The sequence below is a fragment of the Priestia sp. RMT2NF4 genome (assembly GCF_047872835.1).
Lineage (GTDB): Bacteria > Bacillota > Bacilli > Bacillales > Bacillaceae_H > Priestia > Priestia zanthoxyli.
On sequence record NZ_JBLQZO010000006.1, the window covers coordinates 1 to 13548 of the forward strand.

The 13548-nt window shown below is 37.6% G+C and carries 17 protein-coding genes and 1 riboswitch; of the genes, 8 read left to right on the top strand and 9 right to left on the bottom strand.

Features of this window, described 5'->3' with window-relative positions:
* A partial coding sequence (locus ACMX9J_RS21395; RefSeq protein ID WP_416226151.1) for a CotG/ExsB N-terminal domain-containing protein occupies positions 1-326 on the bottom strand: 326 nt, incomplete at its 3' end.
* Between the two features lie 171 nt (positions 327-497).
* Between ACMX9J_RS21395 and ACMX9J_RS21400 the strand changes: the two genes are divergently transcribed.
* The 5 genes from ACMX9J_RS21400 to ACMX9J_RS21420 all read left to right on the top strand — a co-directional run bounded on the left by ACMX9J_RS21400 (position 498) and on the right by ACMX9J_RS21420 (position 6290).
* Positions 498-1583: a CotH kinase family protein gene (locus tag ACMX9J_RS21400; RefSeq protein ID WP_047751369.1), complete on the top strand. Its 1086-nt coding sequence runs from the start codon at positions 498-500 to the stop codon at positions 1581-1583.
* A 142-nt stretch (positions 1584-1725) separates the two neighbouring features.
* A complete protein-coding gene (locus ACMX9J_RS21405; protein WP_047751368.1) occupies positions 1726-2892 on the top strand; it encodes a hypothetical protein in 1167 nt (388 codons plus the stop codon).
* 69 nt (positions 2893-2961) lie between these two features.
* On the top strand, positions 2962-3624 hold the full coding sequence (locus ACMX9J_RS21410; RefSeq protein ID WP_034266519.1) for a hypothetical protein: 663 nt from the start codon (positions 2962-2964) through the stop codon (positions 3622-3624).
* Positions 3625-3790: 166 nt separating this feature from the next.
* Positions 3791-3908, top strand: a riboswitch (SAM riboswitch).
* Positions 3909-3979: 71 nt separating this feature from the next.
* On the top strand, positions 3980-5125 hold the full coding sequence (locus tag ACMX9J_RS21415; protein ID WP_416226152.1) for a trans-sulfuration enzyme family protein: 1146 nt from the start codon (positions 3980-3982) through the stop codon (positions 5123-5125).
* Entirely contained in the window at positions 5109-6290 is a 1182-nt protein-coding gene (locus tag ACMX9J_RS21420; RefSeq protein ID WP_028414067.1) for a trans-sulfuration enzyme family protein, read from the top strand. The genes ACMX9J_RS21415 and ACMX9J_RS21420 overlap by 17 nt, the downstream gene beginning before the upstream one ends.
* Positions 6291-6324: 34 nt before the next feature.
* Here the strand turns inward: ACMX9J_RS21420 and ACMX9J_RS21425 are convergent, their stop codons facing one another.
* The 4 genes from ACMX9J_RS21425 to ACMX9J_RS21440 form a co-directional block, all read right to left on the bottom strand.
* Positions 6325-6591: a hypothetical protein gene (locus tag ACMX9J_RS21425; protein ID WP_028414066.1), complete on the bottom strand. Its 267-nt coding sequence runs from the start codon at positions 6589-6591 to the stop codon at positions 6325-6327.
* A gap of 62 nt (positions 6592-6653) precedes the next feature.
* On the bottom strand, positions 6654-7313 hold the full coding sequence (locus tag ACMX9J_RS21430; protein WP_416226153.1) for an SIMPL domain-containing protein: 660 nt from the start codon (positions 7311-7313) through the stop codon (positions 6654-6656).
* 100 nt (positions 7314-7413) lie between these two features.
* Positions 7414-8892: a sodium/proline symporter PutP gene (gene putP / locus ACMX9J_RS21435; protein WP_028414064.1), complete on the bottom strand. Its 1479-nt coding sequence runs from the start codon at positions 8890-8892 to the stop codon at positions 7414-7416.
* A 292-nt stretch (positions 8893-9184) separates the two neighbouring features.
* Complete coding sequence (locus ACMX9J_RS21440; protein ID WP_033578433.1) at positions 9185-9730, bottom strand: YhcN/YlaJ family sporulation lipoprotein; 546 nt, start codon at positions 9728-9730, stop codon at positions 9185-9187.
* A gap of 111 nt (positions 9731-9841) precedes the next feature.
* On the opposite strand from ACMX9J_RS21440, the gene ACMX9J_RS21445 reads away from it, so the two are divergent.
* From ACMX9J_RS21445 to ACMX9J_RS21455, 3 genes are all read left to right on the top strand, one after another.
* Positions 9842-10009: a hypothetical protein gene (locus ACMX9J_RS21445; RefSeq protein WP_165573336.1), complete on the top strand. Its 168-nt coding sequence runs from the start codon at positions 9842-9844 to the stop codon at positions 10007-10009.
* 279 nt (positions 10010-10288) lie between these two features.
* Positions 10289-10492, top strand: coding sequence for a cold-shock protein (locus ACMX9J_RS21450; protein WP_013056130.1), 204 nt, complete (start codon positions 10289-10291; stop codon positions 10490-10492).
* Positions 10493-10596: 104 nt separating this feature from the next.
* A complete protein-coding gene (locus ACMX9J_RS21455; RefSeq protein ID WP_416226154.1) occupies positions 10597-10785 on the top strand; it encodes a hypothetical protein in 189 nt (62 codons plus the stop codon).
* Between the two features lie 15 nt (positions 10786-10800).
* On the opposite strand, the gene ACMX9J_RS21460 is transcribed toward ACMX9J_RS21455, so the two are convergent.
* The 4 genes from ACMX9J_RS21460 to ACMX9J_RS21475 all read right to left on the bottom strand — a co-directional run bounded on the left by ACMX9J_RS21460 (position 10801) and on the right by ACMX9J_RS21475 (position 13451).
* On the bottom strand, positions 10801-10926 hold the full coding sequence (locus tag ACMX9J_RS21460; protein ID WP_255219829.1) for a hypothetical protein: 126 nt from the start codon (positions 10924-10926) through the stop codon (positions 10801-10803).
* 138 nt (positions 10927-11064) lie between these two features.
* On the bottom strand, positions 11065-11376 hold the full coding sequence (locus tag ACMX9J_RS21465) for a DUF6509 family protein (protein WP_028414061.1): 312 nt from the start codon (positions 11374-11376) through the stop codon (positions 11065-11067).
* Between the two features lie 160 nt (positions 11377-11536).
* The gene (locus ACMX9J_RS21470) at positions 11537-13048 is read right to left on the bottom strand and encodes a diguanylate cyclase domain-containing protein (RefSeq protein ID WP_311265140.1); all 1512 of its coding nucleotides are present in this window, start codon (positions 13046-13048) and stop codon (positions 11537-11539) included.
* Between the two features lie 151 nt (positions 13049-13199).
* The gene (locus ACMX9J_RS21475) at positions 13200-13451 is read right to left on the bottom strand and encodes a hypothetical protein (protein WP_013056134.1); all 252 of its coding nucleotides are present in this window, start codon (positions 13449-13451) and stop codon (positions 13200-13202) included.
* Between the last annotated feature and the right edge of the window lie 97 nt (positions 13452-13548).

Sequence of the window (13548 nt, forward strand, 5' to 3'; positions counted from 1 at the left end):
CGGCGAGTAGAACGGCGAGAGCGGCGAGTAGAACGACGAGAGCGGCGAGTAGAACGACGAGAGCGGCGAGTAGAACGACGAGAACGGCGAGTAGAACGACGAGAGCCGCGAGTAGAACGGCGAGAGCGGCGAGTAGAACGACGAGAGCCGCGAGAAGAGTGACGCGTACCGCGGGTAGAACGGCGAGAGCTACGACGAGAGCTACGAGAAGAGCGACGCGGCTTTGTTAGTGGACCGGCAGTTGGCTCTTGAAACATAAAAGATTTCAGTTCTGTACATTCTAGGGCTTCAGCAGCCTCTTTAATTTTTTCAGCTGTAATATGCAATACAAAAACCTCCTTGTCAATTGGACTAGGTCTTGCATTAATAGAATACGCGATGATGCTTGTCCTTGATATGAGTCAAAAGTGGAGTTTGCGGAAATAGTTGATGCTGCGGGGTATCATGGAGAATTTACCCTTCATATACTTTAATAATTGAAGAAAGGTGGTCGAATCATGAAGCAAAAAGAAATCCCTCAATACGCTCTGTTTGTGAATGTAAAAGATTTAAAGGAAATGCAAAGAGATATTTGGTCAGAAGAAGCGGTTCAGGCAACGATGAAGTTTAACAAAAAACGCTACGATATTGATTTGCTCCTAAGAGGTTCCCATATTCGGAAGATGAAGAAAAAGTCATATTATATTGAATTTTATTCTCCGAAAATATTTCAGCGCGCCAAAGAAATACACCTAAACGCTGAATACAAAGATCCATCGCTTATGCGCAACAAATTGTCCCTCGATTTTTTCTCTTCTTTAGATGTTTTATCTCCCCACTCTCAGTTTGTCACTCTTAAGATTAATGGGAAAAATGAAGGAATATATCTTCAGCTCGAATCGGTAGATGAACTATTTTTGAAAAAAAGAAATTTAGCGGATGGATCCATATTTTATGCAGTGGACGGAGATGCTAATTTTTCTTTGATGAGCGATTTGGATAAAAAGCCAAAAACAACTTTGTTATCTGGATATGAAGATAAAGCAGTGAGAGAAGGAGACGAGGAAAAATTAGAAAAGTTTATATTTAATCTTAATACATGGACAAATACGGAATTCGAACAGAATATTGAGAAGTACCTGAACGTCGACCGCTACTTATCTTGGTTAGTCGGTATTATTTGTATGCAGAATTACGACGGTTTTGTCCATAACTATGCGCTCTATCTAAATCATGAAAGCGGGCGCTTTGAACTGATTCCATGGGATTATGATGCAACTTGGGGAAGAGATGTAAATGGAAAAGTAATGGAAGGAGACTATGTCCGTGCACAAGGATTTAATACGCTTACAGCTCGCTTACTGGCGGTGAACAGCATTAAAAAGCGATATATTCAAAAAATGAACAATGTTCTAAATAATCAATTTACAATAGAATACATGAAACCAATCATTTATCAACTGCATGAGTATATTGCTCCATATGTATTAAAAGATCCTTACGTAAAAGATAACTTGGAGCAATTTTATAAAGAACCCGAATTTATGCTGTCTTTTATAAAAGAACGAACAGCGTATATTCAAAATAACCTTTTGACTCTTTAAAAAGAGATAGATTTATAGGCAATTTATAGGCAACAGTGGATTTTGTTAATAATAGGCAAATGCAGGAAATCAATAGCTGTACATGATACGTATATATACAGTATGAATGACCAATAAGGATAACTAATAAGGAGGAAAAACAATGAGTAACTATTACTATGGCCAAGAACAAGAGCAAAATCAAAATCCACGCCAAAAATCAAGCCAAAAACGCAGCCGAAATATACAAACGCCTGATAAAGGCTATTCTTCTCACTTCAAACCCCTAAAAGGAAGAGTGGTGACCGTTTATCGTGGAGGTCCTGAATCTAAAACAGGTTATTTGGTTGACGTGCAATCAGATTATTTAATCTTAGCAGTGGAAAGCAATGATAACAATAATAACAACAATGGTGAAAATAACAATCAAAACAACCAAAACAACCAAAATAATAATCAACCAGAATATACACTTGTATATTATCACTTAGCGCATGTAAAAAGTATTACTGAAGATACTATGTCAAATTCGGCACAAACGTTTACAGGAATTAGTGCAGACTTAGAATTATATCGAGGAAAAACTTTTGCTGGAACTTTATCATTAATGAAAACTAAATATGTGCAGGTTAATCAAGGTGGACCTGAGAAAAAAGCAGGTCAGCTTCTTGATGTCTTAGGTTCATTTGAATCTGCTTATATAGTATTACTCACAGAAGACGACGGTGTCATCTATATTAATACTGAACACGTTAAGAGTGTGAGTGAATATCAAAACAACAATGGAGATCAAACTACTCAATCTGCAAATGAACTCTTAGTGAGCCAAGAGCCAGAATATATGAAATCTAAAACCTTCAACGATCTTTTTGCTCACCTTTCCCATAAATGGGTATCAATCAATAATGGAGGACCTGAAGCTGTAGAGGGCGTGTTAGTACAAAGCCGAAATGGTACATTTACACTTGTGCAGAATAATCAAGTATTACGCTTACAGCCAAGACACGTTAAAACCATTTGTGTAGGAGCAAAAGGGGCTTTTAAGCAAAACGATAACAATCAAAACAATGAAGAAACAGAAGAAAATGGAGAGACTGAAGCTGCAAAGTCTACAGAAGAACGTACAGGAAGCCGCACGGGAGGACGTACGGGAAGTCGCACAGGTGGACGTACGGGAAGCCGCACAGGTGGACGTACAGGAAGCCGCACGGGAGGACGCACAGACGATCGCTCTCGAGGACGCCGCACGGGAGGACGCCGTACGAGTTCACGCTCTTCAGCACCGGCCGAGAAAGTTATCAAAACGAAAAATTATCGTTGGAAAGCATGATGAAATGGAACATAAAAGGTGCTTATAAAGCACCTTTTCTATCATATAGGAAAAAGGAGGAGAATGAGTATGAGTATGAATCATTATATCGATAAAATTGTGGAGTTAGATATTTCAGGTAAAACGACATTTGTTGGCAGACTTATTGATCTTGGATTAGATATTATGGTTTTGTATAATGGACATGATTATTTGTATATTCCTCTTTTACACATGCATCGTTTGCGGGAAGTATCGGAAGAAGACTATACGGTTTTGCGTGAAATAGAAGAGAACTTAATAGAAGAAAGTCAGCGGATTTCTTATCGTAATATTTTACAGCAGGCAAAAGGGAAATTTATTGAAATTTATGTAACAGGAGGAAAATCATTGCATGGCTATATTACAAGCGTGCTGAATGATTATCTTGTGTTTTATTCTCCAGTGTATAAAAATGTCTTTGTTTCTCTACATCATTTGAAATGGCTTACCCCTTATAGTAATGAGTTAACTCCTTATTCTTTAAGTGACAAAGAGCTCCCAGTAAGGCCTGCCTCTGCACCTTTTGTCAGAAACTTTGAAGAGCAGCTTAAAAAATATGAAAATCAACTGGTCGTATTAGATTTAGGGGATCAATCAGAAAAAATTGGCGTACTTAAAGAAGTTTCTAATAATATTGTTGAACTAATTACGGCAAATGGAGAAAGTATGTATTGGAAGTTAGCACACGTAAAATCTGTGCACTTGCCTTAGAAAAAGAGACCTCGGTGTCGTCTCTTTTTTTATGTACTTATCAGGACAAGTATATTGAATAAACAAATGAGATGATTTAAATTTTTTAGAAAATTATGTTGACAATAAAGAAAATCTTTATTAAAGTTAGTAACAACAAACGTTAACCACCAACAATTATATAGAACTCTTATCAAGAGTGGCGGAGGGACTGGCCCTGCGATGCCCGGCAACCATCAAATGAAACATTCATTTGAACGGTGCTAATTCCTGTGGAACATCAGTATTGTTCTAACAGATGAGAGAAATCGTGTATAAACGAACACTCTTCCATCTGTGAAGAGTGTTTTTTATTTTGAGTTAAGGAGAGAAATAGATGAAAATTGAAACTTTATTAGTTCGTTCAGGAGTAGGTCGTGACCCTTCAACAGGTTCTATTACAACACCCATTTACCAAGCATCAACATTTGCTCATCCTGCTTTAGGGCAAAGTACAGGATTTGACTATGCACGTACGGCAAATCCTACTCGTACGGCATTGGAAGAAGCAATTGCTGCTTTAGAAAAAGGCGAAGTAGGAGTAGCATTCGCTTCAGGAATGGCGGGTGTAATGTCAGTTTTAGCGCTATTTAAAAACGGAGATCATTTAATTGTATCAGAGGATTTATACGGAGGAACGTACCGAGTACTAAATGAAATCTTTTCAGAGCAAGGAATTACTGTTTCGTACGTCAACACAGCCCATCTCGAGCAAGTAAAAGATGCGCTTCGTCCCAACACGAAAGCTTTATTCATTGAAACACCTACAAATCCAATGATGCACGTGACTGATTTGCCAGAAGCAATTGCGTTAGCTAAACAGCATGATTTGCTTACTATCATTGACAATACATTCATGTCCCCTTACTATCAGCGTCCTTTAGAGCTTGGAGCAGATATTGTGATACATAGTGCAAGCAAATACATTGGGGGTCATAATGATGTAGTTGCTGGTCTTGTAGTCGCTCGATGTAGTAGCTTAGGAGAAAAAATTCGTTTTTATCAAAATGCAGCTGGGGCAATCTTAGGTCCACAAGATAGCTGGCTGTTATTGCGCGGTATTAAGACGCTAGCGCTTCGTATGGAAAAACATAACGAAAACGCACTGAAAATTGCAAATTGGCTTACTGCTCATGATCTCGTGGAAAAAGTGTATTACCCTGGTCTTGAAACACATCCGGGCTATGAAATCATAAAGAAACAAGCAACTGGATTTGGAGGCATGATTTCTTTTGCTGTCTCACACCCTGACATCGTGTCAGTACTTTTAGAAAATGTTAAAGTTATTACATTTGCAGAAAGCTTAGGAGGCGTGGAAAGTTTAATGACATTCCCAGCTCGTCAAACACACGCTGACATTCCGGAGGAAATTCGAAATCGTGTCGGAGTAACAAACTGTTTACTTCGATTATCAGTTGGAATTGAGCACGCAGATGATTTAATTAAAGATTTGAAGGAGGCATTTGATGCATACCAACAATAATAAACATAGATTTGGTACGAACTTAATTCATGCAAATACAGGAATTGACGGTCATTTTGGAGCGGTTAACGTACCTATTTATCAAGTATCTACATTTAACCAAGAAGATGAGACGAACAACGGCCGCTATGACTATTCTCGTTCAGGAAACCCAACGCGTGAGGCTTTAGAAAACACTATTGCTCAGCTAGAAAATGGATACGCTGGTTTTGCTTTTTCATCAGGTATGGCTGCTATTTCATCGGTGTTATCTATTTTTGAATCAGGGGATGAAATTTTAGTTTCACACGATACGTACGGCGGGACATATCGTGTATTAACACGATTATTTTCAAAGTTTGGTATCAAAACAACTTTTGTTGATACAACGAAGGTTGAGAAAGTAGAAGAAGCTATCACAAAAGATACGAAGGCTATTTATATCGAAAGCCCTTCAAATCCATTTTTACAGGTAACGGATATTAAAGCAGTAGCAAGTTTGGCGAAGGAGCACAATCTCCTTACAATTGTGGATAACACGTTTTTAACACCTTATCTACAGCAGCCGATTGACCTTGGTGTAAATATTGTCATTCATAGTGCTACAAAATATATCAGCGGTCACAGTGACGTCATTGGCGGTCTAGTTGTGGTAAGCGATGAAAAGCTAGCGGAAGAAGTAAAGTTTGTACAAAATGCTTTTGGTGCTATCTTAGGACCACAGGATTGTTTTTTACTGCTTCGAGGCATTAAGACATTAAAAGTTCGTTTAGATCAGCAGTTAAAAACAGCGCTGCAGTTTGCAAAGTGGCTTGAAGAACAATCTCTAGTGAGCCGTGTATACTACCCGGGCTTAAAAAGTCATCCGGACCACAAACTCATTTCAGAACAAGCAAATGGATACGGAGCTATGATTTCTTTCCAAGTGCAGGATGAAAAAGTAGCACGACATATTTTACAAGGAGTCAAATTAGCTTCAATTGGCGTTAGTCTAGGTGCAGTTGAATCCATTCTCACGCATCCTGCAACAATGTCTCATGCAAGTATCCCAAAAGAAGTACGTGAAGAAAAAGGAATTACTGATTCACTTCTTCGCCTTTCAGTAGGGTTAGAGGAATTCGAGGATTTGAAGCAAGACTTTAACGCTGTTTTTCAAAGCTTAGAAGAAAAAGCGTTAATTAAATAAAAAAAGGACTTCCATTAAGGAAGTCCTTTTTTTGTTATATACAGCTATCTAAAAGGTTTGTGTATAGGGACGTAAGCGCAACTTTTTCATCAGAGGAAAGACTGCTGTTTAGAATTCTTTTTATGCCAAGATGATATTTTACATACGGTGTTTGCCGAACGCGTGGATGAGTCATTTCATCTTTTAAATCTTTCAGAATGGCTTCGTGAAGCTGATCTTCACTTGTCAGGGCTTGTTTAGAAGCGAAAGAACGGTTCAACCATAGAGTCTGATAAGCTGCTAGTAAATGTTCAGAAGTCATTGTGCAAAGAGCTCCTTTAGATTAGTTTCTTCATTATAATAATCTATAGTTTATCATAAGTATTAATACGTGTACGTAATTTTTACAGAAGCGGATACAGTCAAGGACTGAGCTTGGATAGGGGGAGAGGCTGCTAATAACTTAGGCGAGGAGCCAGATGACTGATAGACGGGGCCTTCTTCGATTAAAATGGGGATTTGGTTAATAGGGAGCTGCAGCGTGTTGGCAATGGTAAAGGCCTTTTCTTTAGCGTTAAGCAAAGCTTTACTTATCGCTTCTTGTTCATATTTATCATCATTTGTAACGTGAAATTGAAGATCTTGCGCTACGTTGGCTCCGCTTGAAAACGTAGCGTTATAAACATCGCCAGCTTGTTTTACATCTTGTACTCTTACTCTAAACAAATGCTGTACTTCGTATCCTGTAAGAGTCGATTTTCCATCGCTGTAATCATATTTAGGATTTATAGTGAATGAAGCTGTTTCAATTTGCTGGTCATTGATTCCAAGTTTTTGTATCTCTTGCAGCAGAGTATTTGAAACAGCTGAATTTTCTTTTAAGGCTTCTTGAACGTCTCGGTTTTCCGTGCGCGTTCCAATCGTCATGGAAATTTCATTTGGAATGGCTGAAGCACTTCCTTCACCAGTTACTTTAATTTCTCTATTTTGTGTATCTGCGCGCAGTTGCTGTGTAGGTTCATAAGGGAAATAAGAATGTTGCATGTAAAAACCCTCCTTAATCCGTCTTTAGTACATATATATGACTGCAGGGCTTGCATTAAAAGCAAAAAGTACACAAGTCGTAACTTGTGTACTTTTTTTACTATTTTGTATGCTGTTCTAATACGCTTTCCATGTTTCTAAATTGATCTTCTACAGCTTCTGAAGGCTTTTTTGTTAACAGACTTACTACAATAACAGCCAGCAAGCTTAAGAAAAATCCAGGAATCATTTCGTAAAGGGCATCTTTCAATGGAGTATTTACCCAAATTAATACTGTAGCTGCACCTACAATCATTCCTGCAAGGGCTCCCCATCTAGTCATACGCTTCCAGTAAAGACTTAGTAAAATGGCCGGGCCAAATGCAGAACCAAATCCAGCCCATGCGTATCCGACAAGTCCTAAAATCGTATCACTAGGCTTTAAAGAAAGCAAAATACCAATAATTGCAACACCTAAAACCGCAGCTCTTCCGACTGTTACAAGCTCTTTGTCAGAGGCTTTACGTCGGAAAAATGTTTTATAAAAATCTTCTGTAACAGAGCTTGCCGTTACAAGCAGCTGAGAAGAAATAGTACTCATAATCGCTGCCAATAAAGCTGCATATAAAAATCCAGTAATTAATGGATTAAATAAAACATCAGCAAATTTAATAAAGATTGTTTCAGGATCCCCAAGTTTCATCCCAGTTTGATCCACATAAGCAATTCCAACAAGACCCGTTAACATAGCGCCAATGATTGATAGGATCATCCAGCTCATACCGATACGACGGGCAGGCTTTAATTCTTTAATAGAAGAGATCGCCATAAAGCGAACGATAATATGAGGTTGACCAAAATAGCCAAGTCCCCAGGCTAAAAAAGAAATAATCCCTACTACGGTTGTACCTTTAAATAAATCAAGGTAAGTTGGATCGATATTTTTTACAATATCCATTGTTGTTCCAACGCCGCCTAAGTCAGTAAAGGCTACAATAGGCACTAAAACAAGGGCAATGAACATAATAACGCCCTGCACAAAATCTGTTAAACTAACAGCTAAGAAACCACCGAACAGAGTATAGGCAATAACGACAGCAGCCGTTACAAATAGTCCTATTTGGTAATTTAAACCAAATGCCGATTCGAACAATCTTCCGCCTGATACCATACCAGCTGAAGTGTAAAGAGTGAAGAAAATAAAGATAACAATCGCTGATACTGTTCGAAGAACCTTGGCATGGTCCCCAAAGCGATTTTCAAAAAAGTCCGGAATTGTAATGGAGTCATTCGCTACTTCCGTATAAGTGCGAAGACGCGGAGCGAGGATTAAATAATTTAAATAAGCACCAATAGATAAACCTACTGCAAGCCATAAACTTGAAAGACCTGTCACGTACATGGATCCAGGAAGGCCCATTAACATCCATCCGCTCATATCTGAAGCACCTGCTGAAAGCGCAGTAACAGCCGGACCTAGTCCGCGTCCGCCTAGCATGTAACCCGATACGTCTTGAGTTGTTTTTGTGTAGGCATACCATCCTATTCCGAGCATTCCTACAAAATAAATGCCCAGTGAAATATAAACACCAATATCCACCAAATCTCCCCTTTATGCATTTTTTATGCATGAAACGAGCACTACTCGCCATGCAAACATCTTATGGTTTCTAAAACTAACAAACTTTTCCCTTACTATCAACCCACAAAACCGTAAAATACATGAGGCGAAAATCCCCTATCCCCCTATAACAAAGAAATGAAAACGTTTTCAAAATAAAATAAAATAAAAATATTCAGAAACTTATAAGTGCATTTTTTATGCAATATTTTATGCAATGGGTAAAATAAAAAGAGCATTTTATAAAATGCTCTTTTGACATTCATGTATATTAGCGTGAATTTGGAAACACGCGGCGAACAACTTCTGAAAACTCGTCAAACAGTCCAGAGACTGGTTTACCCGTTTGAAGCTTGTCTACATATCCATTCATACGGTTTACAAAGTCGGGGTTTGTTGATACAAACACTCGATGAACACTGCCGTCGGCTTTTCGTACTTCGTGTGCAATCTTATGCTCCATATCTTTTGTGAGATTGCCTTCTTTGTTATCGTCTAATACAGCTGCTACATAAGCTGTATGGTCGGTTACGATTACGTTAGCATCTTTTACATTTTTTAACGCTACGATACGATCAGCTGCCACATCGGCTACTCTCATTCCGCCGGACTGATTGTACTGTTCTTTCTCATTACGCTGTACGTCTTGCGTATTATTTACGTCATTCATTTTCGTTTTATTGTTTCCATTTTCATATGTGACGTTGCGGACTGTATTATCGTCAATGACGCCATCTTTACCTTGATCTGCTGTGCTACAGCCGAATAAAGAAAGGGTCGTCATGCAGCCTACAACAAACAAAAACGATTTCTTCATGATAGTATCACTCCTTATAAGTTTTAACCTTTCTTATAATTTGTTAAAAACGTGTGAAGCATACATGAAAAATATAAAAAAGCCTATACTATCGAAAAAGGAGGAATATGTATGAGTGAAATCCGACAAAGCATATTTGTGCTTCATACAAAAGAAGAAAACCATGAAGAAACAACAACGTTTGCGTTAACTTCAGAAGAAGCTAAGCTATTATTTGAAACCCTGCAAAATAAACGAAAAGAAATTATCGACGCCCATATTGATAACATGTTGACGTAAGGAAGGTAAATATCTTGTAAAACAGATGAGCCATATGTTAAAGGTGGCCAAATATTTGCATTCTACATATAGGTATAGTATAATGTAAACGCAACCAAATATAATTAATACTATGTTTTGACCATATACTCGAATTAGATTTAGTGAAAATTCACTTGTTATAAAGGAGATCTACTTCGCGTAGGTCTCTTTTATAATATGTGAATTTTTTATTTACGGTATAAATGTAAATATAGAGTAACATATTAAAATTTTTACATTTTTTGGAGGTTTTTTTACATGGCTACTACAGGTACAGTAAAATGGTTTAACAGTGAAAAAGGCTTCGGTTTTATCGAAGTACCAGGCGAAAATGATGTATTTGTTCATTTTTCAGCTATCCAATCTGAAGGCTTCAAAACATTAGAAGAAGGCCAAAAAGTTGAATTTGAAATCGTTGAAGGCCAACGTGGACCTCAAGCGGAGAATGTTGTAAAATTATAATTCAACGCTACATATGAAAGCTGCCGATCGGCAGCTTTTTTTGTGCAAATTTGTTTTATTTGTATGATTAAGAAAATAGATTAAAGTAGGGGAGAAGGGAAGGCGTGAGTTCATTTCATTGCTGTGCCACATGTCAACATTTTCAAAGCATTAAATTGGATAAGGGAATGAAGTATCAATGCAAGAGACTAGGCTATGAAACTCGTCCTACTTATCAGTTTACATGCTGGGAACCAAAAGAAGTAGTTAAAAAGCTAATGGAAAAACGAAATCAAAAAGATATTGATACATAACGAAATCGATCCCATCTAAAGACGAACAAAGAACAAATGGAATGGATTCTCTAGTATGAATTGCTTGTTATACATCGCTGTTGGTTTCCGTGCAAGACTGCGCTTTCCGCGGGCGGGCGCTGAGCCTTGCCCTCCAATCAACAGCTATAAGCACCTACATACATGAAACCTACGTTCATCATCACTACGAAAAAATCCGAACGAGTTGGATTCTCCATCAGGAATCTCAATTCATCGTTCGGATTTTTACTAAACTACTTTTGTTCCAGCCGCTTTTAATTATTCCTCTTTATCTGTCCCTTCCTCTGAAGGTAAATGCTTCCCGCAAAACTCTTTGACAGCTGCTTCTTCCTCTTCTTCTAGGTCGAAGTCTAATACTTTATTTGTTGAAACTTCGTAGAAATGAGTCTGGGCAATAGAAGTGTTATCTTCGCCTTTAATATACACTACGCGTAGTGCTAGGTCGCTGCCGGTATATAATTCATCCTCTTCTTCTACCTCAATGTATAAATGAAATTCATAGCGTTCACCTAGAAGGAGACCAAATGGATCCTGCAATTGTTCAGCTGTATATTCTTTAATTGTAAACATATGTACGTCCTTTCCATATATCAGTAAAATACTTGCATCATCTATTATAGTTTTTCTTTGCAAAGAAAGAAAGTGCATGCGTAATTCATGTACGGATTTATTCCTTGGTCATTCTATTTAGCGAATCTACTTGATGCGATGGCGCAAGGACTTCGATGATTTACTTAAAGATAGAAGAAACGCGCGTATGTTTTTGCTTATACATGGCAGCATCTGCTTTTTGAATTAATGTATCTAGATTGGTGTCGTCTGAAGGCGCACATATAATAAACCCGTAACTCGCAGACAGTGCATATGGCTTCTTACATTCTTTCTTTTTATCTTCTAGCTGATTATTAATATTTTGCCACAGCTCGTGTACGTATTCTTCCGTTTGTTCAGGAGCAATTAATAAAAACTCATCACCTCCGTAGCGGAAGAGCGTATCATCCTTGCTAATATAACCACTAATTGATTCTGCTATTGTTTTAATAAGCCAGTCGCCTTCTCTATGACCGTATTGATCATTTACTAGTTTTAAGGAATTAATATCGATAAAACATAATACAAAAGATGTATCATTGGTTTTAGCTCTCAGCAGTTCCAGCTGCAGTTTTTCCATTCCGCTTCTTCGATTTAAAATTCCGGTTAGCATATCAGTTGAAGCGTGCAAGTTCAATTCATGCTCAACCGCTTTTAAATCGGTTATATCGGTAATACCTGCGAGTATGCAGCTTTCGCTTTGATACTCTAGTAATTCATAATTGATCATAACCCACTTAGAATCTCCATGTTCACGTGCTTCTAGGATGTAGTTTTTTACATGCTTTTCTTGTTGAAGACGTTTTAAAATCTCCTCTCGATCTTCATCAGTAGGGTAGATTATAAATCCGTCTAGTTGATCAAGATCTTGAGAAGCAAGATTGTAAAAATGAATAGCTTTATTGTTAATGAGCAGCACTTTGTGGTCGGATAATCTCGTTAATAGTAAAGGATAGGGATTAATTTTGAACAGCGTAAAAAAATTATGTTCGCTTTCTTTTAGCTGTAAATGATTCATATATTCTTTGTGACGGTATGTATAGAGAATATATGAGATAAGCAAAGCGATAGCAACTGCTGCAGTTGTATTGATCTGCTTTGAAATAAGAGAAAAAGAATCCGGTACATATCGTGATAAGCCATATAGTAAAAAAAGATGGTTAGGAATAAAAATAATGCACAGATGTTTTAATTTCATAGGACATAAAACAGCTGTGGAAATCAAAAGCATCATATAGACGTCTACGCGACCTGTGAAAAGCTGACTGTTAATAGTAGAAAGTGCTGCAGCAAATACGTAATAAAATATATAGCCATATACCATGGTGCTTAAGTAGTTAGCAAATCGCTCTTTTCTTTTACTAAAATAATAGAAGAATAAATAAAGAGAAGAGAGAGCGAAACTAGTGAAATGAATACCAATTAGTGTATGTCTAAACTGAGATGTCCCCGCATGTTGAAGTAAAGAAAACCCTATATAAATATAAAGAGGGTAGGAAATGACAAGAGCAAGTGAAACTAGCTTGACTCTTTGTTGAAGCATTTCTGCATTCGTTTTATCGAACATTTTATCTTCATTAACTTCTCTTCCTGAAGGGGAACGAAATTTCTTCAGAAAGGAGAAAGGTAAAAGCGAAAGAAGAAATGACATGACCATCATCTCCATATCTTTTTTTAGGTATTTTAGCATGTTTGTATAAGAAAAGACATGAATTTTTTAGATGAAAATGTCTGCTTTTCCATCAAGAAAAAGCACTAAGAGTTATAGGAGTAAAGGTGAGACCAAAGGGCCCCACCTTTTTTTATTGAAGTTTATTTGATTCAGCATGCCGTACAAACATGGTTTCATCTTCTACTAAGCCGCAAGCTCCACACTGAATGCGTTTTTGGGGTCCGTTATAAGCAGCGTGAAAGGCATCGAGCGTATCGTTTGTGTATTCTTCTACGACGTCTCCGCTTCTTGGGTCCATTTTTACAGGTTTTGCATTTTGTTCAATGATATTAAAGCGCGTTCGATTTGTTTTGCAGCTAGGGCAAAGATAAGGGCTTCCCATTTTTAACATCTCCTTGAAAAATTTACTGTATTAATACCATGTCCGATTCCACCAAAAACATACAAAAACTTATGGTTTTCTATCGAACGTTCATTCG